The organism is Roseibium album, from assembly GCF_001404515.1.
GTDB classification, from domain to species: Bacteria; Pseudomonadota; Alphaproteobacteria; order Rhizobiales; family Stappiaceae; genus Roseibium; species Roseibium album.
The window spans coordinates 472,821-495,562 of record NZ_CXWE01000003.1 but is presented as its reverse complement, the minus strand read 5'-3'; the positions used below and the strand labels follow the sequence as shown (position 1 = coordinate 495,562).

The 22,742-nt window shown below is 57.2% G+C and carries 26 protein-coding genes; 10 read left to right on the top strand and 16 right to left on the bottom strand.

Annotated elements, in window-relative coordinates; genetic code table 11:
* Positions 1 to 53 precede the first annotated feature (53 nt).
* The gene (rpmF, locus tag LA5095_RS11750) at positions 54 to 239 is read left to right on the top strand and encodes a 50S ribosomal protein L32 (RefSeq protein ID WP_055115081.1); all 186 of its coding nucleotides are present in this window, start codon (positions 54 to 56) and stop codon (positions 237 to 239) included.
* A 157-nt stretch (positions 240 to 396) separates the two neighbouring features.
* Positions 397 to 816, top strand: a complete 420-nt coding sequence (locus LA5095_RS11745; protein ID WP_029062832.1) for a hypothetical protein — start codon at positions 397 to 399, stop codon at positions 814 to 816.
* A gap of 18 nt (positions 817 to 834) precedes the next feature.
* Here the strand turns inward: LA5095_RS11745 and LA5095_RS11740 are convergent, their stop codons facing one another.
* The gene (locus tag LA5095_RS11740) at positions 835 to 1,476 is read right to left on the bottom strand and encodes a septation protein A (protein ID WP_029062833.1); all 642 of its coding nucleotides are present in this window, start codon (positions 1,474 to 1,476) and stop codon (positions 835 to 837) included.
* Positions 1,477 to 1,708: 232 nt separating this feature from the next.
* On the opposite strand from LA5095_RS11740, the gene LA5095_RS11735 reads away from it, so the two are divergent.
* Positions 1,709 to 2,416 carry a DUF3299 domain-containing protein gene (locus LA5095_RS11735; RefSeq protein WP_158510371.1) on the top strand — a complete coding sequence of 236 codons (708 nt, stop codon included), beginning with the start codon at positions 1,709 to 1,711 and terminating at the stop codon, positions 2,414 to 2,416.
* 40 nt (positions 2,417 to 2,456) lie between these two features.
* Here the strand turns inward: LA5095_RS11735 and LA5095_RS11730 are convergent, their stop codons facing one another.
* From LA5095_RS11730 to LA5095_RS11720, 3 genes are all read right to left on the bottom strand, one after another.
* Positions 2,457 to 2,912 (bottom strand): YybH family protein, encoded by a 456-nt coding sequence (locus LA5095_RS11730; protein ID WP_055115077.1) that lies wholly within the window; start codon positions 2,910 to 2,912, stop codon positions 2,457 to 2,459.
* Positions 2,913 to 2,981: 69 nt separating this feature from the next.
* The gene (locus LA5095_RS11725; protein ID WP_055115075.1) at positions 2,982 to 3,386 is read right to left on the bottom strand and encodes a hypothetical protein; all 405 of its coding nucleotides are present in this window, start codon (positions 3,384 to 3,386) and stop codon (positions 2,982 to 2,984) included.
* Positions 3,373 to 3,915, bottom strand: a complete 543-nt coding sequence (locus LA5095_RS11720) for a redoxin domain-containing protein (protein ID WP_055115073.1) — start codon at positions 3,913 to 3,915, stop codon at positions 3,373 to 3,375. Before LA5095_RS11720 ends, LA5095_RS11725 begins: the two co-directional genes overlap by 14 nt.
* Before the next feature lie 70 nt (positions 3,916 to 3,985).
* On the opposite strand from LA5095_RS11720, the gene LA5095_RS11715 reads away from it, so the two are divergent.
* Positions 3,986 to 4,591 carry a TetR/AcrR family transcriptional regulator gene (locus LA5095_RS11715; protein ID WP_144435960.1) on the top strand — a complete coding sequence of 202 codons (606 nt, stop codon included), beginning with the start codon at positions 3,986 to 3,988 and terminating at the stop codon, positions 4,589 to 4,591.
* Between the two features lie 280 nt (positions 4,592 to 4,871).
* Positions 4,872 to 6,362, top strand: a complete 1,491-nt coding sequence (locus tag LA5095_RS11710) for a ComEC/Rec2 family competence protein (protein WP_055115069.1) — start codon at positions 4,872 to 4,874, stop codon at positions 6,360 to 6,362.
* Positions 6,363 to 6,476: 114 nt separating this feature from the next.
* On the opposite strand, the gene LA5095_RS11705 is transcribed toward LA5095_RS11710, so the two are convergent.
* From LA5095_RS11705 to LA5095_RS11690, 3 genes are all read right to left on the bottom strand, one after another.
* Entirely contained in the window at positions 6,477 to 8,519 is a 2,043-nt protein-coding gene (locus LA5095_RS11705) for an amidohydrolase (RefSeq protein WP_082442503.1), read from the bottom strand.
* Positions 8,520 to 8,852: 333 nt separating this feature from the next.
* The gene (phbB, locus tag LA5095_RS11695) at positions 8,853 to 9,581 is read right to left on the bottom strand and encodes an acetoacetyl-CoA reductase (protein WP_029062752.1); all 729 of its coding nucleotides are present in this window, start codon (positions 9,579 to 9,581) and stop codon (positions 8,853 to 8,855) included.
* Between the two features lie 137 nt (positions 9,582 to 9,718).
* Positions 9,719 to 10,900 (bottom strand): acetyl-CoA C-acetyltransferase, encoded by a 1,182-nt coding sequence (locus tag LA5095_RS11690; RefSeq protein ID WP_055115065.1) that lies wholly within the window; start codon positions 10,898 to 10,900, stop codon positions 9,719 to 9,721.
* A 297-nt stretch (positions 10,901 to 11,197) separates the two neighbouring features.
* Here LA5095_RS11690 and phaR point away from each other — a divergent pair, with 297 nt between their 5' ends.
* Both phaR and LA5095_RS11680 read left to right on the top strand, forming a co-directional pair.
* The gene (phaR, locus tag LA5095_RS11685; protein ID WP_055115063.1) at positions 11,198 to 11,791 is read left to right on the top strand and encodes a polyhydroxyalkanoate synthesis repressor PhaR; all 594 of its coding nucleotides are present in this window, start codon (positions 11,198 to 11,200) and stop codon (positions 11,789 to 11,791) included.
* A 10-nt stretch (positions 11,792 to 11,801) separates the two neighbouring features.
* Positions 11,802 to 12,311, top strand: coding sequence for a GNAT family N-acetyltransferase (locus tag LA5095_RS11680; RefSeq protein ID WP_055115061.1), 510 nt, complete (start codon positions 11,802 to 11,804; stop codon positions 12,309 to 12,311).
* 14 nt (positions 12,312 to 12,325) lie between these two features.
* Here the strand turns inward: LA5095_RS11680 and LA5095_RS11675 are convergent, their stop codons facing one another.
* Positions 12,326 to 12,760: a GlcG/HbpS family heme-binding protein gene (locus LA5095_RS11675; RefSeq protein WP_029062756.1), complete on the bottom strand. Its 435-nt coding sequence runs from the start codon at positions 12,758 to 12,760 to the stop codon at positions 12,326 to 12,328.
* 270 nt (positions 12,761 to 13,030) lie between these two features.
* Between LA5095_RS11675 and ggt the strand changes: the two genes are divergently transcribed.
* A complete protein-coding gene (ggt, locus tag LA5095_RS11670) occupies positions 13,031 to 14,626 on the top strand; it encodes a gamma-glutamyltransferase (RefSeq protein ID WP_055115639.1) in 1,596 nt (531 codons plus the stop codon).
* 98 nt (positions 14,627 to 14,724) lie between these two features.
* Positions 14,725 to 16,110 (top strand): multicopper oxidase family protein, encoded by a 1,386-nt coding sequence (locus tag LA5095_RS11665; protein WP_055115059.1) that lies wholly within the window; start codon positions 14,725 to 14,727, stop codon positions 16,108 to 16,110.
* Positions 16,111 to 16,117: 7 nt separating this feature from the next.
* Here LA5095_RS11665 and LA5095_RS11660 read toward each other — a convergent pair whose 3' ends face one another.
* The 7 genes from LA5095_RS11660 to LA5095_RS11630 all read right to left on the bottom strand — a co-directional run bounded on the left by LA5095_RS11660 (position 16,118) and on the right by LA5095_RS11630 (position 20,715).
* Positions 16,118 to 16,438: a hypothetical protein gene (locus tag LA5095_RS11660; protein WP_055115058.1), complete on the bottom strand. Its 321-nt coding sequence runs from the start codon at positions 16,436 to 16,438 to the stop codon at positions 16,118 to 16,120.
* Between the two features lie 230 nt (positions 16,439 to 16,668).
* The gene (locus tag LA5095_RS11655) at positions 16,669 to 16,962 is read right to left on the bottom strand and encodes a hypothetical protein (protein ID WP_055115638.1); all 294 of its coding nucleotides are present in this window, start codon (positions 16,960 to 16,962) and stop codon (positions 16,669 to 16,671) included.
* 407 nt (positions 16,963 to 17,369) lie between these two features.
* Positions 17,370 to 18,806 carry an alanine/glycine:cation symporter family protein gene (locus LA5095_RS11650; RefSeq protein ID WP_055115055.1) on the bottom strand — a complete coding sequence of 479 codons (1,437 nt, stop codon included), beginning with the start codon at positions 18,804 to 18,806 and terminating at the stop codon, positions 17,370 to 17,372.
* A gap of 127 nt (positions 18,807 to 18,933) precedes the next feature.
* Positions 18,934 to 19,176 (bottom strand): hypothetical protein, encoded by a 243-nt coding sequence (locus tag LA5095_RS11645; RefSeq protein ID WP_055404253.1) that lies wholly within the window; start codon positions 19,174 to 19,176, stop codon positions 18,934 to 18,936.
* A 53-nt stretch (positions 19,177 to 19,229) separates the two neighbouring features.
* The gene (rplT, locus tag LA5095_RS11640) at positions 19,230 to 19,589 is read right to left on the bottom strand and encodes a 50S ribosomal protein L20 (RefSeq protein WP_055115051.1); all 360 of its coding nucleotides are present in this window, start codon (positions 19,587 to 19,589) and stop codon (positions 19,230 to 19,232) included.
* A 26-nt stretch (positions 19,590 to 19,615) separates the two neighbouring features.
* Positions 19,616 to 19,813: a 50S ribosomal protein L35 gene (gene rpmI / locus LA5095_RS11635; protein ID WP_023002610.1), complete on the bottom strand. Its 198-nt coding sequence runs from the start codon at positions 19,811 to 19,813 to the stop codon at positions 19,616 to 19,618.
* Between the two features lie 284 nt (positions 19,814 to 20,097).
* The gene (locus LA5095_RS11630; protein WP_208992644.1) at positions 20,098 to 20,715 is read right to left on the bottom strand and encodes an FMN-dependent NADH-azoreductase; all 618 of its coding nucleotides are present in this window, start codon (positions 20,713 to 20,715) and stop codon (positions 20,098 to 20,100) included.
* 99 nt (positions 20,716 to 20,814) lie between these two features.
* Between LA5095_RS11630 and LA5095_RS11625 the strand changes: the two genes are divergently transcribed.
* On the top strand, positions 20,815 to 21,723 hold the full coding sequence (locus LA5095_RS11625) for a LysR family transcriptional regulator (protein ID WP_055115047.1): 909 nt from the start codon (positions 20,815 to 20,817) through the stop codon (positions 21,721 to 21,723).
* A gap of 14 nt (positions 21,724 to 21,737) precedes the next feature.
* Here LA5095_RS11625 and acuI read toward each other — a convergent pair whose 3' ends face one another.
* A complete protein-coding gene (gene acuI / locus LA5095_RS11620; RefSeq protein ID WP_055115045.1) occupies positions 21,738 to 22,730 on the bottom strand; it encodes an acryloyl-CoA reductase in 993 nt (330 codons plus the stop codon).
* Positions 22,731 to 22,742 lie beyond the last annotated feature (12 nt).

Below are 22,742 nucleotides of genomic sequence, written 5' to 3'. Positions count from 1 at the left end.
CCGGGCTTACCCGGTCCGGGCCGCGCGGTTATGGACCACGGAGAAAAAACAAAATGGCCGTTCCTAAGAGAAAAACTTCGCGCATGAAGCGCGGGTTTCGCCGTTCCACGGACGCCCTGAAGCAGCCGACTTACGTCGAGGACAAGGATTCGGGTGAACTGCGTCGCCCTCATCACGTCGACCTGAAGACCGGCATGTACCGGGGCCGTCAGATCCTTTCCCCGAAGGACGACGCGTAAGCTCGTACCCGGGGTGGATCGCCACATGGCAAACCAGGATTGAGGCTGGCCCTGTTTCGACAGGCCGGCCTTTTTCTTTTGCCTTGAAATCGCTCAGCTGATGGTGTCAGGTCCGGCAATTCGCCCGCACAGGGCCCCGTCCAAGGAGAGCCGCTCCATGCGCCTTTTTTCTGCAATTCCTTTCACGCTTTTTTCTCTGCTGATCTACAATGGTTTTGCTTTTACCGCTGGTGCCGACAATCCGCTCTTCTGGGCGCAGCCGGTCATATCCATTGCAATGGTCTCCGGCACGACTTTCGAATTGCTTGCAAGTGATCTTCTGATCACTCTCGGCCTGTTCTTTCTCTTCATCGAAATCCTGAAGGCGACGAGAATCGGAACGACCGCCCTGCTGGACCACATGTTTTCGGTTGTGGTCTTCGTCGCCTACCTGGTGGAGTTCCTGGTCCTGCAACAGGCAGCAACGTCCCTGTTCTTCATCCTGATGGTGATTTCCCTGATCGACGTGATTGCCGGGTTTTCGATTTCCATCACCGGAGCACGGCGGGACGTTTCCTTCGGCCACCAGGGGCACTAAGGGAGGTCTGGGGCTGCCTCAGGCATCCTTGGACTCGTCCGTAACAGCATATTTCTGAATCAGGGGCAGCTGGGTCAGCGTGAACAGCAGCGTGATGGGCATGACGCCGAACACCTTGAAGTTGACCCAGAAGTCTGTCGAGAAACTGCGCCAGACGATTTCGTTGATCACGGCCAGAACGAAGAAGAACAGGCCCCATCGGAGTGTCAGCTTGCGCCAGCCTTCATCTGTCAGCTTGAAGGCGCTGTCAAAGACGTAACCAAGCAGAGATTTGCCGAACAACAATCCGCCAAGCAGGATCGAGCCGAACAGGCAGTTCACGATCGTCGGCTTCAGCTTGATGAAGAGTTCGTCGTGCAGCCACAGCGTCAGTGCGCCGAATACGAGCACAACCACGCCTGACACCAGCGGCATGATCGGCAGGCGCCTGGTCAGCCACAAGGAGACGGTGAGCGATATCGTGATGGCGACCATGAAGGCTGCCGTTGCCAGAAAAATCGGCTGCCCGATGGATTGCAGTACCGGAAAGGCTTCCGCGATCTGTTCACCCCTGGCGTTGAACAGGAAAAACACGCCGAGTGGGCCCAGCTCGAGCGCCAGTTTCAAAAGCGGCGATAATTCCTTGCGGGTGGGATCGTTCGGGGCGTGTTCAAATTCCATGCGGGCTTCGGCTCCTCAAGAGGTGTTCCCGGGAAATAGGGTCAAGGAGGTAGGCGGGTCAAGGTGCAACTGCTTTTCGGTCTGCAATTTTCCGCCATTTCAAAGTCCCTGCCACGCGCCAATGTGAAGTGCCTCTGGTGCGTTAATCTGGTATGTCGCTGATATCCGACTTCAAGTGCCCAACGGATTTTTCGAAATGCGCCTGTGTTTGTGCCTGGTATTTTTGATTGGAATGCTTCAGCCGGTCTGGGCTGCCACGCAAGTGGACTGGCAGGACCTGATCGACCGGAAAGTGGCGGAATTCGAGGATCCCTTCACAAGCTTGAGCGTTTCGGAGCTTCGGTCGCTCGGCACCGTAATCCGATTGCGCGAAAATCTCGCCAAACCGGATTTGGCCACGGAAGACCGGATTCAGATCGAAGACCGACTCAAGCGTCTAGAGGCGAAACTGGCGGTTTCGGGTATCGACGTCGACTGGCTGTTGTCGCAAAGAAAAACGATCGGTAGAAAACGTGCGAAAGCCGCAATGGCCGGAAACTCCAACCTCGACGGCAAGGAAATCGCGATCCCGGGGTATGTCATACCTGTTCTCGATGCGGACAGCGAGATGTCGACAAGCGGATACCTGGTGCCTGAGCGCGGTATGTGCAGTCATATGCCGGCACCGGACCCGAACCAGATGATCCGATACACACTGGCGACGGAATGGCAGGCAGATTCGGTTTACGAGCCGGTTCGACTGACGGGAACGCTGAGCATCCGGCCGACAAAGCAGGAGATCACTCTGCTGGACGGCCAGATTGAGATGATTGCCGTTTTCGACATGACAGTAACCCGGGTAACGCCTCTTGCCGAGCAGGAACCGGTGTCGACCACACGCTCGTTTCTGGATTTCCTGAAGTCGAAATCCCAACAACAGGAAGCGCCGGCGAACCAATGACACCGGCGCTTGCGAGATTTCGGCATGTCCCGAGGAACGCCTATTTCGCGTGCTGGTGCCACATGTCGGTGACCACTTTCCATCCGTCGTCTGTCGGTTTCAGAACGTAGAGATATGTTCCGGTCGCATCCATTCCCACGGTTTCCATTTTTGCGACCACCGATCCGATCATGACCGCCAGCGTTCCGTCGTTCGAGATGAACAACGTGTCGACCGAATGGGTCACCTCACCCTTGTTGGCGGTCACGAATTCAAAGAGTTCCCTGGGTTTTTGCAATCCGCTCGTCGCTGGCTTTCCCTGTTCGATCCAGATGGTATCGTCCGCGTAAAGTTTCAGGATTCCCTCCGCGTCGTGATTGGAAACAGCTTCGTTGAATTTATCATTCAACTCATGAAGTTCGATGGAGGGAGAGTTGTCTTTTGCGTCTGTGGGGACGACGCTGGCCGCCAGTGCAGTTGCAAGCGCGATCCCCCCAATAGACATCTTGAGATTCATATTGCGATCTTTCGAATTTGTGTGCCGGTCTGGCAAGGCCGCTATCGCCTGCCTGTCGTCCGATGTCTCTCAGGCTGCCTCGGACCTTGGTCTTGTCACGATTACCTCGCGCGTGATCTGCCAGCGATCCCGTTCCCGTTTAAGGTCTATCCCCAGGGTGATCTGCAAATCGGGGCCGGTCAGTTCGTTCTGTCTTGAGACGAGGACATGGGCACTGTCGCCGTCCACCGTGATGTGATGGAATTTTGCCCAGGTTCCAATCGTGCCATTGTTGGCCTCAAGAGCGGAGCGGATGATGTCCTTCATGGCATTCTTGTCTGAGACGCTGATCCCGTCGTCCGGGTCGAGCATGATCACCTGCATGTCGTCGTGATAAATCTCGTCGAGAATGGTGTCATTGTTTCTCGAGACGTTTTGAATCAGCGTTTCGATTACATCCCTGACTTCATGTGCGGGGTCTTTAGCTTCGGTCATTGTGGGTCCCTCTTACCGGGTAGTTGTTGTCGGGATTCTTGATGAAATTCAGCCCCATCAGCACTGAGGAAAGCGCCGGACGGGCAAAGGGTGCATTCGAAATATCGGTTACCTGTAGCTTGCCCTCGTCGTTGACGACGAAGAGGCCGGGTTCGGAAAAAGGACGGTCCGTTTCCTGCACGGATCGGGGATTGGACACATAAAGACCGAGTTTCCGCATCTGAGGAATGTCGAGATTGAACCCGACAGGGAAGCTGACGCCGGCCTCTGCAATCTGCTCTCTGGCGCGGTCTTCGGGGTCGGCGGACACGGCAACGACATCGATGCCGATCTTGGCCAGATCCGGCGCTATCTCGCCAAGTTCCTTCAGGTATCGGGTGCATATCGGGCAATGTTTACCGCGGTAGACGACTACAAGCCGCCAGTCGTGACCGGTGTCAGGCTTGCCAAGCTCCAGATTGCCACCGCCCAGTTGCGGTACGGTAATTTTGGGGAAAGTCTCGCCTACAAGGGGTTTGTTGTTTGTCATTCATGGCTCCGTGATATATATAATGATCGATACATAAATATCGCAAGCCAGCAGAGTCAAGAGATATATATTGAACGATACAAAAAAAATGGGGCGCCCACGAACATTTGATGGCCGGCAAGCTCTGATGGCGGCGATGAATGTGTTTTGGGCCAAGGGGTACGACGGTGCGTCGCTGAAAGACCTGACGAAGGCAATGGGCATCAGTGGTCCCAGCATGTATGCGGCCTTCGGCGACAAGCGCGAACTGTTTCTGAAAACCATAGATCTTTATGGGGACGTCGACGGTTGCGCGCCGATTGTCGTCTTCGAAGGCGAACCCGACATTCGACTGGCGGTCAGGGGTTTTCTGGAAGAAGTCATCGTCTATGCGACCGCACATGAGAGTGGTGCCAAGGGCTGTTTCCTGGCATCAAGCGTTTCGGCAAGCATTGGTGAGGTGGACGGCGTCAAGGAGAGGGTCGAAAAGGCGATCGACGATACAGACAGGCGTCTGGCGGCCCGCTTTGATCTTGAAAAGGAGAAGAAGGTTCTGCCACAGACATTTCCGTCGCTGGAACGGGCGCGGCTGCTTTACGACATCAGGCAGGGATACATGTTTCGCGGAAGAGCGGGCTGGACCGCCGAGGCAATGCGGCAGGATCTGGATGACCGGGTCAGAATGATACTTGCCTAGGGTCAGGACCTATTTATCCGGAAGGCCGAAACGACCGCTTAGAGCCCACTCAAGACCTTCGACCGGGAGCAACTACTGGCACAGACGGCCCTGAGCGGACCTTGGTTCCGCCGTAACTCCGCTGCGGTGCGGCCTGTCAGACCGGACACTGATTGTTAGTTGTCCCCTAAGCTTTCAATCTAACGTGCTCACACCTCCTTAATGTGTATTTTTGCTTGAAGTTTGACTCGTACCGTAGGTTGCGCACATCCTCAGACATTCACGCAAAGAGGATTTTGACATGGCTACTTGGAAGTTCATTGGGTGGAGCGAGGCCAAGGGATATACCACGAAAACCGGGAACAAGACCGCAGCACATTTGCTCTGGGGGGACCGAGTTGAAGTACTGCAAAGCGCTACGTCCAGAACCAAGGTGCGCGCCAGAGGGCGCAATCGGACATTTTGGGTCGATAACGATGCCTTGAAAGGTAAGGCCCTTTTAGAGATTTATTTTATTGATGTTGGGCAGGGCGACGGCATACTGATTGTCACCCCGGAGCGAAAGCACGTACTCGTTGATGGGGGCTATCCGAGGCGTTCCCAGAACACCGGCAAAAGCGCTGCTGATTTCGTGGATTGGAAATTCTACGACGACTATGGCGAAGACACGATCAAGCTGGATGCGATGATCTCATCCCATAACGACATGGACCACTATGGCGGGTTGGATGATCTTCTGGACGTTCAGCAAGAGGGCGAGCTTGATTGCCAGGATGTGGAAGTGGATAGGTTTTATCACGCCGGGCTGTCATGGTGGAGCACACCTTCAAAAAATCGGTACTTGGGCAGTACAACAAAAGTCGGTTCTAAGTCTTATTTTACTGATCTTTTGACGACAAGAACGGCTGCAGTTCAGCAGGTGAAGTCGTCAGCCAATCCGCGTCTTCAGGGAATGTGGGAAAAATTCATTTCCAAGCTTATCTCGACCAACCGGTCCGACGGTGGAAACACGTTATTCGAGCGATTGAGCAACAAGGCCGGAGGGCTGGAAGAGTTGAACGAGACTGATCTGGATTTCCACGTTCTAGGTCCCATCGAACAGAACACTTCATCCGGCCCCGGCTTGGAACGCTTAGCTGGCGGAAACTCCCAAAATACAAACGGCCACAGTATTACCTTGAGACTGGACTATTTGTCCGCTCGCATTCTCCTGACTGGTGATTTGAACCAACGAAGCCAGCATGCACTGCTGAAAGCTTATGCCGGAAATGAAAAGGTCTTCATGGCAGATGTCTCAAAGGCGTGTCACCACGGCAGCGACGATGTGTCATTGGAATTTCTTTCACGGGTCAATCCGAGCGCAACGATTATCTCTTCCGGTGATGCCGAAGGCCACGATCACCCAAGACCGAGTATCGTAGGCGCAAGCGGCGTTACTGGATATTTGACGATCAAGGACGATCAAATTCAGACCCCGCTGGTGTATTCTACTGAACTCGCCCGCTCGGTCAGCCTTGGAGTGCCCAACAAGCTTCGAGTCGCGCAAAGCAGCGGATCTACCAAGACCGTCAGCGGAAAACTCTTCGAAGACAGCGTTGTACACTTCTCCGAAACTAAACCTGGGGCCCTGAACAAACAAAAGAGACAACGCCAACTTGGACGAACGTATGTCGTAGCCGGTCAGGTATACGGTCTTGTAAACGTGCGAACAGATGGGAAGAAAATCATGTGCGCCACTATGAACGAAGGAAACGGAACCTGGCAAACTAAGTCATTCGATGCACGTTTTTGAATAACTTTCTGGTTATTTCTAAAGCGGCCCAAAGCGGACGGCTAAGACGAGCGTAACAAAGGTCCGCTCCAAGCCCCGAAGCGGATGCTGACCACACATCGTCAAGCGGGCAATTCAGGCCCTCGTCGCCCACTCCGCGACAACGGCCCAGCCCAATGCGTTCGTGCCGCAACAGCCTACCGTCGATGTCCGGCCTGCAACTGAGGGCGTACAAGCGAATGATGCGGGTGAGGCACAACAAGAGCATCCTGCCAGCATTCCCTTTTGTGCGACCAGGGCAGTGTGAGCAGGAGCTTCCGGCAACTTGCTTTCCCTCCGGATCACATCTTTCGCAGGAGCCAGCAAAGCCTTGTCGATTTCCTCTACACTGCCGACGGGGAAAATCTCGCCTTCGAGCACCGTGCCCCAAATGCCGATGTCCTTGATGGCGTCTGCCTCCACTTCGAACGGATCCGTCTCAAGGATCGTGAAGTTGGCAAATTTGCCCGGTGTAATCGACCCGAGTTCCGTCTCCAGTCGCAAGGACTGGGCAGCGTCGATTGTTACCGCGCGCAGAGCGTCCTGAACAGAAAGTCGGTGCTCAGGTCCCGCAACACGGCCCGAAACCGTTGTCCGGTTCGCGGCTGCCCAGACAAGAAACAGGGGCTCTCCCGGCGCCATCGGTACATCGGAGTGAAGCGAGATGGGTATTCCACGCGCTTTGATGGGGCCAAGGGGGACAATGTCGTCGGCACGTTCCGGGCCCAGTCCAATGTCTCCATATCGATCGGACAGTGCCGTCACATAATAAGGATTTGCGCTTACAATGCAGCCCAATTCGGCAATCCGTGCGGCCTGATCTTCGCGGGCATAACCAAAGTGGACAAAGGTCGTGCGGTGATCGGGTCGCGGCATCCGGCGCATGTTGCGCTCGACCGCATCCAGGATCATGTCCACTGCGAGATCGCCCGTCTGATGGACGTGGAGTTGGAAACCCGCCTCCCAGTAGGCGTCGAAAGTCGCGTTGAATTCATCCGGCTGCATAATCCACTCGCCGTGGAATTCGTCCTCCTGGTAAGGCTGCGACACTTGCATCGCGAGGCTGTACATCGCCCCGTCGGCAAACAGTTTGACCTGTTTTGGAAGAAACGCGGTCTTTCCTTCTCCCCAGTCGAGCAGCTTTTCGGTCTCCTCGATCAGCGTTCCGTCTTCGAGGTGGAGGGCCGCAAGCGATTTGCCGTCCGGAATAAAATAGGTCCGAAGCGGACTGTCGTCGCCGGAGAACACCGCATTTGTCGCTTGTTGCAGTGGGCGAGACAGGACGCCACCAGGTTCAGCGGCCACGGTCACACCTGCACGGTGCATGTAGTCCCGGGTCAACTTCAGTCCTGTTCCCAGCCGCTGCGGTGTCGCAAGTACCGGCGCAACTTTCGGAAGAACGGCAAACACACCTGCTTCGTAAAAATGTCCCTCGGCGAAATTCGACTGCTCCGAAGCAAGGCCTTCGAAGCTGTTGACGAGTTCTTCCGTAATGCCAAGCAGGTCCAGTGCGGCGGTGTTGAGAATGAGTTCATGTGCCGAACGGTGAAGGATGATGATCGGGCGCGCACGGCTGATCGCGTCGAGCTGCGCTCGCCTCACTTCTCCGTGGAAGAAGTGGTGATAGCCCCATGAAAAAAGCAGGGCATCCGGATCGTTCATGGCAGCTTCCGCAGCTGAAAGCCGCGATTGGTACTCTTCCGAATTGGCAGCGGCTTTGGAAAGACCCGTCGGCAGGTTCCAGTCCTCAATTGAGATGATCTCGGAGGTCAGTGTCAATGCTGCAAGGAATGGATGGACATGCTGGTCTATCAGGCCAGCCATAATCACTTTGTCGGAAAAAGTCTCGTCGACCCGGAAGGGCTGCTGTCCGAGCCGTTCAATGATCTTCGCAAGTGGTCCTGCGGCAAGGACGCGGTCTCCTACAACGGCGACGGAATCAATATCAGGTTCGTTGCCTTCCATGTTGATGACACGCTTTGCAGTGTAAACCGTGACTTCGGGCAGGGTCTCAATCTGACTGCCCAGGTCCTGGAGCGAGGACGCCGCGTTGGAGCCCACCACGTTTACAAGGGCTGCGCCAGACACGCCGCTTAACAGTGAAAGCGCAGCACGGCGCGTCAATTTTGTTTTGCTCATACCTGGCCTCCACGTGGTCTTTTTCCAACACTGCACCACGGTGTTGCTTATGTGAAGCCATGAGGCTCGTTGCCCGTCCGGGAGTCGAAACTCATGTCCCGGTCGACGGGGTGCATTATCGCCTGCACTGCGGTCATTCGCGCTTCAATGGTTCAAAATCGACTTCGAAATTCCTGCACGGCGCACAGAACCAGCAGCATATTGACGATGTGGGACAGGATCGCCTGTTTGCCATATCCGGTGCGGGGTGCTGTTGAGCCCGCAAGTGCCTTTGACGAAATAAGGGGCGCCCAGCGGGCGCCCCTTGAACCTGGAACATATCACGTGGCCTGGTCAGCCGTTCGCGACGTATTGACCGCCGTTGATTGTCATCACCGCACCGGTCATGAACGCGGCCGCGTCGGAGGCAAGGTAGACAACGGTCTGTGCAATTTCCTCAGGATGGCCGAGACGGCCAACCGGGATACCGGAAATGATGGACTCCAGGACCTTTTCCGGCATGGCGGCGACCATGTCCGTGTTGATATAGCCCGGACAGACGCAATTGACGGTTATGCCCTTGAAGGCATTTTCCTGTGCCAGAGCCTTGGTGAATCCAATCACACCCGCCTTGGCAGCCGAGTAGTTCGTCTGGCCCATCTGACCTTTCTGGCCGTTGATGGAGGAGATGTTGATGACGCGACCAGATCCGCGACCACGCATGCCATTGATGACCGGATGGGTCATGGTGAACATGGAATCGAGGTTCGTCGACATGACTGCGCGCCACTGGTCGAAGCTCATCTTGTGGAACATGCCGTCCCTTGTGATGCCGGCATTGTTGACCAGCACTTCAACAGGGCCAAGTTCACTTTCAACCTGCGCTATTCCAGCTGCACAGGCGTCAGGGTCGGAGACATCCCATTTGTAGACATGAATGCCGGTGTCGGCCTTGAAGGCCTCCGCTTTTTCAGTATTGCCGGCGTAGGTGGCTGCCACGGTGTAGCCGGCGTCTTTCAGACCGCGCGAAATTGCTTCGCCGATGCCGCGCGTTCCACCAGTGACCAATGCGACCTTGCTCATTCCCCTTCCTCCTGACTTCCAGTTGGGGCCCTGTGGGTCTGCGCCCCAGGGCTCTTCGAAATTCTGTTGTTCCAGAATTCGCGATTTTCAATCATGGCCGGACCGATCCGGCCATGATCCTTGTCAATGTCCGACGATCAGCGCTCCAGGCACATGGCGACGCCCATGCCGCCACCGATGCAAAGCGTGGCGAGGCCTTTCTTGGCATCGCGGCGCTTCATTTCATGGAGCAGGGTGGTCAGGACGCGGGCACCGGATGCACCAATCGGGTGTCCGATCGCGATTGCCCCACCATTGACATTGACGATATCTGGGTTCCAGCCCATGTCCTTGTTCACGGCACAGGCTTGCGCGGCGAAGGCTTCGTTTGCCTCGACGAGATCGAGATCGGCGGCAGCCCAGCCGGCTTTCTCAAGCGCCTTGCGGGACGCCGGGATCGGACCGGACCCCATGATCGCGGGATCAACACCTGCCGTTGACCAGGACGCGATGCGGGCAAGCGGGGTCAGACCGCGCTTTTCCGCTTCGGCGGCGCTCATGACGAGAATGGCGGCTGCGCCGTCATTGATGCCCGACGCGTTTGCGGCCGTCACCGAGCCTTCCTTGGAGAAAGCAGGACGCAGCTTGGCGACGCTTTCGAGGGTCGCGCCGTGGCGGATGTATTCGTCGTCCTCGACAACACGTTCCGACCGGCGTTCCTTGACAGTGACCGGTGTGATTTCGTCCTTGAACCTGCCCGCCTTCTGGGCAGCTTCCGCCTTGTTCTGGGAGGCGACAGCGAACTCGTCCTGCTGATCACGGCTGATCTGCCACTTTTCGGCGACGTTCTCGGCCGTCTGACCCATGTGATAGCCGTTGAATGCGTCCCAGAGGCCATCCTTGATCATGGTGTCGATCATCTTGAAGTCGCCCATCTTGTGACCGCTGCGCATGTAGGCGGCATGCGGAGAGAGCGACATGCTTTCCTGGCCACCGGCCATCATGATGTTGGCGTCACCGGTCTGAATCTGCTGCGCTGCGATAGCGACCGTACGCAGGCCCGAGCCGCATACCTGGTTCAATGTCCAGGCGCTCGAACTGTCGGCGATGCCGGCATTGATCGCGGCCTGCCGGGCGGGGTTCTGGCCTTGCGCTGCGGTCAGCACCTGACCAAAGACGACTTCGTCTATGTCACCGCCGTCCACGCCGGCCTGTTCCATCGCGGCTTTCATGACAATGGTGCCCAGATCATGCGCCGGAACGTTAGCGAAGGAACCGTTGAAGGACCCTACGGGTGTGCGGGTCGCGCTGACAATGACGATATCTGTGGAAGCGCTCATTCTACTCTCCAGGACTAGGGGCCAAGTGGCCACAGAAGGTGGGTGCCGTCGGGGCACCTTTTGATCCTTATCGATGAGAGGACTAGAAACTGCCGTTGGTATCGTGTCAACCGTATCAGCCCTTATCCGGACCCTCTTTTCGCATTTGCGGTATAATCCTTTCGTCGGCGCACATAAAAAGAGTGGCACGATCCGATACGATTGGCTTAGTCTCACTATTGGAGGAGATGACGGGTCTGCGGAGGCCCTGTCATCAAACGGAAAACTAGCCGGAAGGCTGACAGGCGGATATGACGGATGGCCAAGACGAACGAGCCTACAATCATCAAGAAATACGCCAACAGGCGGCTCTACAACACGGGCACCAGCACCTATGTCACGCTTGAGGATCTGGCGGTGATGGTGAAGGGAGAAGAGGATTTTGTGGTCTTTGACGCCAAATCGGGAGATGACATCACCCGCTCGGTGCTGACCCAGATCATTTTCGAACAGGAAGGCAAGGGGCAAAACCTTCTACCGGTCACCTTCTTGCGACAGCTGATCCGGTTTTATGGCGACAGCATGCAGGGACTTGTTCCGAGCTTCCTGGAATATTCAATGACGTCATTGACGAAAGAGCAGGAAAAACTGCGTTCGCAGATGAGCGAAGCATTCGGAGCAACGGCATTCGACGCCATCGAGGACCAGGTCAAGCGAAATACGGAAATGTTTGAACGGGCAATGAAGATGTTCATGCCCTTTCCGGCGGGCGAGGCCGGGACTGCCGAGGGTTCGGAACCTGCGGCCGATACGGCGAAAAAGGAGAAGTCCGATTCCGGCGATCTGGACCAAATGAAAAGGCAGCTTGAAGAGATGCAAAAGAAGATCAACAAGCTGACCGACAAGTCCTGATCATGCCGGCGTGAGTGCATTTGCGACGAGGCCCGTAGACGGACTTCGCATCGTTGCGCTGGAAACCGTACCGGAGGCTGTCGGTCAGATCGTTCAGTGGTTTGAGAGCGAGTGGCCGGACTGGTACGGTCCTGACGGTCCCGGCAATCCTGCATCCGACCTGCAACAATGCCTGGATAGCAGCCGCATCCTGCCCCGGTGCCTCGTTGCTGTCGACAATGTGTCAAGGCCGGTCGGAACCGTGTCACTCCGGGATATCTCACCCGGATCGGACAGGTATCCGGGCGTCTGGCTGACCGCACTCCTCGTTCCTCAACCCCGGCGGCAGTCCGGGATTGGCGGCATGCTTGTTTCTGCAGCCGAAAGAGAAGCCGATCGTCTCGGATTTGACGAAATCCACGCGACGACCGGATCGGCGCAATCCCTGCTCGTACGCCGGGGCTGGAAACTTCATGATACCTTGAAGGTGGACCCCGGCATGCTCCAGATATTCAGGAAATCACTAAAGCAGTCCTGCTGACCGTTCGTGCCTGATCAGCCGCAATCCGGGATCAGGCCAACGGTTTCGATGCCTGCCACCGCGCAAGTTTCGTCATTTTCGGATGTGTCGCCGGTGATGCCGACAGCGCCAAGCGTGTCACCGGCTTCGTTCCTCACCAGGACACCACCTGGAACCGGGATGATGTTGCCGCCAGCAACACCGTTCAGTGCATTGACGAAATGCGGTCGTGTTTCCGCGTTGGCATTCAGCCATCTGGTGCCCGTTCCGACAGCGAGTGCGCCATTTGCCTTGCCGGTCGCTATTTCGGGACGCAGGTTCGATGATCCATCCTGTCTTTTCAGGATGATTGTATGGCCGCCGGCATCCAGGACAACGACGGTCAACGGTTTCAAACCGAGCTCGGCCGCCTTTGCAAATGCGGCGGAAGTGATGGTCTCTGCCGTTGAAAGTGAAATGCCATTTGCCATTGATTGTCATCCTTCCGGAGGTTCATATCGAGTACGGGTCACACACGTGCCAGCAGGGAGTTTGCCACCGCATGACCCGGACATCGAGCCGCATGGTTCGTATTGCCGCGCAACCGGTGAGGGTTTGCGAATTTGACTGCCACTCCTTAAGGTGCTGGCCGCAATCAGGGTTTGCTACCAGAACAGCGTGCTGACGAATAGATGGCTTTGCCGAGAAACTTCTGCGGCGAAACGGAACAAATGAAGAGAAATTCGGGTGGGAGGAATTCAGTGAAGCGTGATTTTCAGGCACCGGGCCGGTCTCCGGTCTTCGCGCGCAATGCAGCAGCTGCTACGTCCCATCCCCTTGCGACCAGCGCGGCGCTTGAGATTTTGCAGGATGGTGGCAATGCGGTCGACGCCGCAATTGCGGCGGTCGCGGTCCAATGTGTCGTCGAACCGCACATGACCGGCATCGGTGGTGATTGTTTTGCAATCGTGACGGAATCAGACGGGCGACTGACCGGATTCAACGGTTCGGGCGCTGCGCCGAAAGCCGCGAGTCCGGATCGGCTTGCCGCGCTTGGAGTAACGGAAATAACGGATACGTCACCACATTCCGTTACCGTGCCTGGCGCCGTCCGTGCATGGGAGACCTTGCTCAAGGCCCATGGAACACGTTCGTTCAAGGAGCTCTTCAAGCGGGCCATTGAATACGCACGGGAAGGGTTTCCGGTTGCCCCCCGTGTTGCCCGGGACTGGGCGGGAGATGTTGAAAAGCTGCGCTCAGACGAAATTTCCGCTGCACGCTATCTGATCAGGGGCGAAGCCCCCTCAGCCGGCACGATCCTGAAGTATCCACATCTGGGTGAAACGCTGGACAAGATTTCAGAAGGCGGTGCAGATGCCTTTTATACCGGTGCAGTCGCGCGGGATATCGTTTCCGCGGTTCAGGCTCGCGGCGGTCTGCTTACCGAAGACGATCTTGCCGCCTGCCATACCACGGCGGTGTCGCCGGTCATGCGCGATTACAGGGGCCACACGGTCGCCGAGTTGCCACCGAACGGCCAGGGTGTCATCGCATTGGTCATGTTGGGTATCCTGGAAAAATTCGACCTTGAAAGCCTTGACCCGCTTGGTCCGGAACGATTCCATCTGGAGATGGAGGCGGCCCGGATCGCTTACGCGGTGCGAGAAAAATTCGTCACGGATCCAGGTCATATGGACGTGTGTCACACACGGTTGATCGGATCGGACTATATTGATCAACTTTCCGCGCAGGTTTCCATTGATGCGCGCATGACGTCCGTTCCCGAGGCCGCATTGAGCCCGCAGACCGACACGGTCTATCTCACCGTGGTCGACAAGGATGGCCTTTCCGTATCGCTTATCAATTCGCTGTTCAGCGATTTCGGATGCGGTATCGTCGCGCCTGAAAGCGGCGTTCTGCTTCATTGTCGCGGCAAATCCTTCAAGGCGGCGCCGGGACATGCCAATTCCATCGATGGCGGAAAGCGTCCGCTGCACACGATCATACCGGCCATGGTGCTCAAGGATGGATCGCCGTGGCTGTCATTCGGGGTCATGGGAGGGCAATACCAGGCAGCCGGTCACGCACACCTGCTGACCAACATCATCGACTACGGCATGGACGTTCAGGCGGCAATTGATTTCCCGCGCATGTTCTTCGACATGGCGAACCATGATCTTCAGGCGGAAAGACTGATCCCTCCGTCGACGATCGAGGGCCTGAAGGCGCTCGGGCATACCGTCGTTGCCGCGAACGACCCGATCGGAGGCAGCCAGGCAATCATGATCGATCGTGCCCGTGGCCTCCTCACCGCCGGGTCTGATCCGCGCAAGGACGGGAACGCGGGCGGGTACTGATTGACCGCCATAGCCCTGCGACACAAACAACCTTGTGTAATGCAATCACCTGGTGTTCTGTTGCCGCCGGACGCGCCCGAAATTCATGAGGAACGAAAATGCCCGGTCTATCGCGGCGGGAAGTCCTGTTTGGCACCGCGGGAGTAATGTCAGCATTTGCAGCCGGAGGTTTTGCGGCTGGTCAGGCACAGGCTTCCGACCATGCACTGATAATGTCACATCTCGATCATGGCATTGTGCCAGGCACCCTGACAAAAGACATGATGAGCTTTTCACCGGACGGCCCTCCGCCGGTGCTCCGGTTCAAGCAGGGGGAAAGAACATCCATCGGCGTGACCAACCATCTGGATGAAGCATCCGTCGTCCATTGGCACGGTCTCAGGATCGCCAACGCCATGGATGGCGTTCCCTATCTCACACAATATCCGATCGAAGCAGGTCAGTCGTTCCGCTACGAATTCACGCCGCCCGATGCGGGGACATTCTGGTATCACCCTCACTGCAACACGCTGGAACAGATGGCGCGGGGCATGACCGGGGTGATGATCGTCGAAGAGGCGGAAGATCCGGGCTTCGATCACGATCTGCCACTCAACATTCGCGATTTCAGGCTTGGTGGTGACGGCCAGTTCATCAAGTTGTTCAAGGCACGCAACGCCGCCAGGGGCGGCACATTGGGAACTGTTTCAACCGTCAACTGGCACGTGGATCCGGTCTTTGAACTTCAGGCGGGAAGCCTGGTACGGCTTCGTCTTGCCGTGACCGATGTGACCAGGGTCGGTGCCTATGAAATTGCCGGTGCGGATGCCCGGGTCATCGCCATTGATTCAAATCCGTTGCCAATGCCGTTGCCGGCCCGGGACGTTGTCCTGTCACCGGGTCAGCGGGCGGATATCGCCCTGCGTGTTCCGGATCGCGAGGAAGACGACGTCAGTCTCATTTTGAAAAGGAAATTCGACCAGAATGTTCTGGCGCGGTTCGCCCCGCGTGGCGCCAGCGCCAGGCGGGATCTCAGCGAATTGACGCCCCTGGCTCCGAATCCGGTTCCGAAAGCGGATCTTTCGAACGCGGAAGTGATAGAATTCGTCTTTGGCTGGTCGCCCGAAGGCGATGCGCCTCAAGCAAGCATCTGCGGGACGCTCGGTTATACATTCTGGTCGATCAACCGGACAGCGTGGCCCGGAGACGTGCCCGGGCCTCTCGACCCCCTCGCACGGCTCAAGCTCGGAAAATCCTATGTGTTGAGGCTGCGGAACGAGTCGCCGAATGACCACCCGATCCATCTTCACGGCGTTTCATTCCAGTTGCTCCGCTCAAACAAGCGCAAATTGCCACCGCTGGTGACCGACACGGCCCTGCTCATGTCGGAAGAAACGATGGATGTGGCTCTTGTGGCGGACAACCCCGGGGACTGGGCATTTCATTGCCATGTGATCGAACACCAGAAAACCGGCCTGGCCGGTTTCCTGAGGATCGACGACTGATTGTCTGTCAGGCCGACAATGACAGTGTGTAGCTCCGTTCGTCGTCTTCGTGAGCTGTTGCGGGCACGTATTGCTCCATGTGGAGATGACGTTCCAGCTGAGTTTCCGGGTATTCTTCGCCACTGACCAGCAACTGGGTCGCATATTCTGCATGCGCCCCGTGATAGGTGTCACGCAGGGCTGCAGAGGCGACATGTGCCGGGGTCATCGTCATGTCGGCGAACGAGCGTGTGGATTGTGTATTCTTGTCTGTCTCGGTTGCCGGGATTTCCAGCGGCTTTTGCCGGATGCGCAAGGCATGAACGGCAGGTACGGGTGTCACTTGCATCTCGGTACTCCGTGGTGGGCCAGTCCGTGGCCTGTCTTGTCGGAGGTCCGGTGTTTTCCGGATCTTTGCTAGATATAGGAACTCTTTCGCCGAAAAACTGTGGCAGAGGTCACATTTGGTGCAGGTTCACGAGAGTGTGCGACGGCGTGAAAAAAAAGCCCGAAGCAATGCTCCGGGCCAGGAATTCCAGTGGTACATCTGGAAAAATGCAAAACTCTGAAGAGCGTGGCCTAGCGATCCGTCTTGATCAGGTGTCCGGCAGAGCGCTTTCTCGGCAGCGAAGCTGTTGCGCGGTAGGCATCCGAACAGATTTCAGGAACGGTTTTTCTCCGGCCGCGTATCTGCAGATCAACGTCGCTTGTCGCAATCAAATGGGCGAGAAATGCCGAATTGGGATGATAGTGCGTGAACAGGGTTTCCTGCTCTCGCTCGAATGTCTGTTCCGGAGGCGGTGGCAACTGGGCAGCAAAGTCCGCCTGGCGCTCTGAACGCGCTTCTCCCGAAGAGGGACGCCTGTGCCTCACAATGGCACGGCCTGTTGCACTAACCGGGTTGACCCGCACTTCTTTACGCCTCGTTGTTTCAGAATGGCACGCCAAGTGCCGTCTTGCCTGAAACGTCGCAATCACCATGCCAATATAGGAAGGCGTTAACTATTTGTCCGCAGAAACCGGGCAAAACGGGGTCACAAAAGTTAACGGATTGGTGTGGAAGCGCACAGATTGCCGTGATCAGCGGGGACCGCCGTCGTCATTTTCCGGAAATTATTGAGAGGTTGTTCGGTGAAAAGGCCGGGGGTCGGGGCCCCAAACCCGGTCGACATCCGGTTTCCCCCCTTTGCTCCTGAACGCATTCACGTAAAGCAAAGATCGGTTGTCCGGGCGGTGATGGCGGCCGGTGACTGGCACCGGCCGTTCAAGCGTGTTGACGTTCAATCCGCGTCGGGATCCTTCCCAGTCCAGGCCGTCCGGTCGATATCCAGATCGGCGAACTTGTCCGGATCGAGAATCGGACGGGCAACACCGGCGCCGACCTGCTCCTTGAAGTCGTCGAGAATTCTCTTGGCGGTCGGGAACAGCATCATGAGGGCCAACAGGTTGACGACAGCCAGAATTCCCATCAGCGGATCGGAGAAGAAGAAGACTGCAGTTGCGCCCGGCGCCGTTGCGCCGAGAAAGACCACGCCCATGACCAGAACCCGCAAAACCTGAATCGCTGCGGTGTTTCCCGTCATTGATGTCAGCGCATTCTCGCCGAGATAATAGTTGTAGATGATCGAACTGAATGCGAACAGCAGGATTGCCAGCGTCAGGAAGTAGCTCGTCCAGCCACCAAGATGGGACACCAGCGATTGCTGCGTCAGGACAATGCCGTCGACCCCCTCGTCGCCGGGCGTGTAAACGTCTCCCAGAAGGATGATCAACGCTGTGCAGGTGCAGATGATGATCGTATCGATGAAAACGGAGAAGGATTGCGTGATACCCTGACTGATGGGGTGGCGCACGTCCGCGGTTGCCGCCACGTTCGGTGCCGACCCGAGGCCGGCCTCATTGGAGAACAGGCCGCGACGCAAACCTTGCGCCAGCGCGGCGCCCATGCCGCCACCGACCGCTTCTTCCAGGCCGAAGGCATTGGCAACGATCGTGTAGATCGCGCCGGGAACTTCCGTGATGTTCAGCAGGATGACAAGCAGTGCCATCGCGATATAGCCAATGGCCATGATCGGCACAATGACATCGGCCACTTTCGCGATGCGGTGAATGCCGCCGAAGACGATCAGTCCCGTGACAGCTGTCAGGCCGATCCCGGTCCAGAGGCGCCCGATGCCCAGGCTTTCTTCAGCCGCGCCGGCAACCGTGTTGCCCTGGAAGGCGTTGAAGCCGAACGCAAACGATGCGATCAGGCAGACCGCGTAGAGAACTGCAAGCCAGCGATAGTCCTTGCCGAGCCCGTGAATGATGGAGCGGGCGGGTCCACCGCGATAGGTGCCGTCGCCTTCCGAGCGTTTGTAAAGCTGGGCAAGTGAGCACTCGATCAGGCTGGTGCACATGCCAACGAGCGCGACCGCCCACATCCAGAAGACAGCACCTGGCCCGCCGAGCGTGATGGCAACAGCAACACCGGCGATGTTGCCGCCACCGACCCGGCCCCCCACGGAAAGCAGGAGCGCTTCGCGCGCTGAAATGGCATTCGGATCACCAGTCTGGTTCTTGGAGGAAAGGACGCGGAACATGCGTGTGAAGAACCGGAATTGAACAAAACCGGTCACGACCGTGAAGAAAACACCAATAATCACCAGGAACGGAATCAGCGCCCATCCCCAGGTCAGGTCCTCAATCAAACCGAAAAATGATTGAATGAATTCCATGTCTCTACCCCTCCAATGTAACAGCAAGGCACGTTCCGTCTACGTGCCCGAACCAGATGGATTTCAAAGGGTAGGCCCGCAACAGACGGATTTGCAATAAAAAATGGAGGGGACACGGAAATGCAGCCTAGGGCTGTTCTTGGAGCGTGCCGCTGCGCAAGGCAGACATGTTCCAGCCCGGCTTTTTAACAGCGGGATCTTTTGGGGTTACCTCGGGAGAATTGAAAAACTCGTTCTTCCAGGGCTGGATTGCGGCGTGAGCGGGAAAGAGGCTGCCATCCGCACCGATGTCAAGGTAGTGGCCGAAGCCTTGCTGCACGGCAACCTGTTGTTGCCCGCGAAATATCGAGATCGGTGGAACCAAAAGCAAAAAGCGCAGCCGTGGGGGCTGCGCTTTTCAAAAAATCTAACCAGGGAACGACCTCAGGCGGTCAGAGCGCCCTGTGCCTTTTCGACCAGAACCTTGAAGGCGTCCGGCTGATTGATGGCGAGGTCCGACAGGACCTTGCGGTCGACTTCGACACCGGCCTTGTTCAGGCCGTCGATGAAGCGGCCATAGGTCAAGCCGTGTTCACGGGTTGCTGCGTTGATGCGCTGGATCCAGAGCGAACGGAATGTGCGCTTCTTGGCCTTGCGGTCGCGATAGGCGTATTGTCCTGCCTTCTCGACTGCCTGCTTGGCAACGCGAATGGTATTCTTGCGGCGTCCGTAATAACCTTTGGCGGCTTTCAGAACTTTCTTGTGGCGAGCGTGGGCGGTTACGCCCCGTTTGACGCGTGACATTTAGATGATCTCCTTCGGGGCTGGCGTTATGCGTAGGGCAGGAACTGCTTCACGATCTTTGCATCCTGGTCGCTCAGCGTGGTTGTCCCACGGGCGTTGCGGATGAACTTGTTCGTGCGCTTGATCATGCCATGACGCTTGCCGGCCTGCGCGGTTTTCACCTTGCCGGTCGCGGTCACCTTAAAGCGCTTTTTGGCGCCGGATTTCGTCTTCAGCTTGGGCATTTTGCATCCTTTCCTTGGTGCATCCGCCAAAAAGCGGATACTTTTTTGTTGGTGCATTCAGAGCCGACACGGCATGCCCTTGATCTGTCGGGAGGATCTGCACCTGGATGCAGCAATCCAGTCCACGACGAGCCGGACGACTCTGGACCGGGCGCTTATATGGGAGGTTTTGGCGGATTGCAACCAGAATCCGGAGCCGAAGCACATTCAGTGGACGTGCTCCGGCAAGCCGGTTCCTGATGCCATCATGCGGCTGGAAATGACATCAAGCCGCACTGCAAAATTCAGGCAACCCGCCTGGCTTCAGAGCGCGCCTCCTCCAGCTTGCCGGTAAATGCCTGAGGGGCTGCTGTTGCCGTGCCTTGGACATGGACGAATTCGATCTTCTCGATGCCCAGGAATCCGAACAGGAATTTAAGGTAAGGTTCGAGAAAATTGGCTGCGGCAAACGGTTCTTCTTGCAAATAGCCTTCGGCGCCGTAGGCGCAGACAATCACGGCCCGCCGCGCCTTGACCAGACCTTTGAATCCGGTCTCGTCCATTGAAAATGTGTGGCCAATTCGAGAGATCTGATCAATCCAGGCCTTCAGAGCGGCGGGGATGGGGAAATTGTAGATCGGAACCGCCAGTAGCAGCATATCGGATCCCTGAATTTCAGCGATGAGTTCATCTGACAAGACCGTCGCCGCTTTGAGGTCGTCGGTCAGTGCGTCCTGGGGTGCATAGAAACCCTCGATCGTCTTCTGGGCGATCAACGGAATGGACCCGTCCGCGACGTTTCTCGTGATGACCCGGCATCCGGGGTGCTTCTGCCGGAATTCGGCTTCACAAGCATCGGCGACCGCTGCCGAATGCGACCCTTCCAGCCGCGAACTTGAATTGATGCGAAGTAACTGCGTCATGAAACTTGCTTCCTTGTTGAATGGCAGTCCGGATCTAGTTTCTTGCGCGATTAATAAAAATAGATCGAAATGCATCAAACCCATGCGTATTATGCATGAATGGATCTATCAGCACTCAAAACCGCCCTGCTGGTTCGTGATGTCGGCAGTTTTGCCGCTGTTGCACGGCTTCTGGATCTGGACGCCTCGAGCGTCTCCCGGGTCATAGCCCAGCTGGAGCAGGATGTCGGATTTCGGTTGTTTCAACGCAGCACCCGAAGTCTCGCGCCGACCGGCGAGGGAGAGCTTTATCTGAATCGGATTGCACCACTGGTCGAGGAACTCGAGGCTGCAGGAGATGAGGCCCGCACGACAGCCATCTCGCCTCGCGGCATCTTGCGCATGACCGCCAGCATCTCCTTCGTTCAGGAATGCCTGATCCCGATTCTTCCCGAATTCAGAAAAAGATACCCGGAGATTGACATTGAGCTGCTGGCTTCCGATGCCAATCTGGACCTGCGGGCAGAGGGAGTCGACCTGGCGGTGCGCTTTGGATCGTTGCCCAAGGGAGACTGGATCGTTGCCAAGCTGATGACAACCAGCTACCGCGTGGTTGCCTCGCCGGAATATATTGAGGAAAAGGGACCGCTCTCGCACCCGGATGATCTGTCGGAGCGCGACTGCATCTGCTTCGCGATTCCGGGCTTCCGGACCTATTGGCAGTTTCGCAAGGGCGGTGACACCGAGTCCTTCAGCGTACCGGTCGGCGGCGCGACAGTGATCTCGAATGCGTTATCCATCCGCTCGGCGGCACGGCTTGGCATGGGTGTCGCGCTCTTGCCCATCATGCTGGTGCAGCGGGATCTGGAGAAAGGCACCCTGCTCGACCTCTTCCCGGATCATGCCTGCGCAGCGACTTCCTTTGAGACAGCGGCCTGGTTGATCTATCCGAGCCGATCCTACCTGCCGCAGAAAGTTCGGGTGATGATCGATTTTCTGAAGGCGGAAGTGAGGCGGTCAGGTAGCTGACCGCCTTGATCAAATCAGGCGTTCAAATCAACGACCACACGCCCCTTGACCTGGCCTTTCAGGATATCGGCTCCAAGCTTTGGCAGATCTTCCAGCTTTGCAGGCTGGATCATGGCGTCGAGCTTGTCCATCGGCAGGTCCTTTGCCAGGCGCTCCCAGGCAGGAAGGCGCGCCTCATAGGGCCGCATGACACTGTCGATGCCGAGCAGGTTGATACCGCGCAGCAAGAACGGAATGACGGTGGCCGGAAGGGCGGCACCGCCGGCAAGGCCGACCGCGGCCACTGACGTTCCGTATTTCATCTGACCGAGCACGCGTGCAAGCATGGCTCCGCCGACAGCGTCGATGCATCCGGCCCAGGTTTCGGCCTCCAGCGGCCGCTTGACGGTTTCGTTGACGTCGTCGCGGGGCACGATGCTGCTGGCTCCCAGTGACTTGAGATACTCCCACGTGCTTTCGCGGCCGGTGACTGCTGCAACTTCATGGCCGAGATTGGCGAGGATGGCGGTTGCAACCGAACCGACGCCGCCTGCCGCACCGGTCACAAGGACAGGTCCGTTTCCAGGTTTCAGTCCATGGTTCTCCAGCGCCATTACAGCCAGCATTGCGGTGAAGCCCGCGGTGCCGATCGCCATGGCATTGCGCGTCGACAGACCCTCGGGAAGCGGAACGAGCCACTCGCCCTTGACGCGGGCCTTCTGGGAATAACCGCCCCACCAGGCCTCGCCGACACGCCAGCCGGTGAGCACGACCTTGTCGCCGGGTTTGTACCAGTCGTCGGATGACTCCAGCACCGTCCCGGCGAAATCGATGCCCGGAACGTGCGGATAATTTCGAACAAGACCGCCACCAGGGCCGACACAAAGACCGTCCTTGTAGTTCAGTGTCGAATACTCGACCGCCACCGTCACGTCGCCTTCCGGCAACCGGGACTCATCGAGTTCCTGAACCGACGCCGAGGTCTTGCCTTCGTCATTCTTTTCCACGAGGAGTGCTTTGAAAGTCATGATCAAACTGCC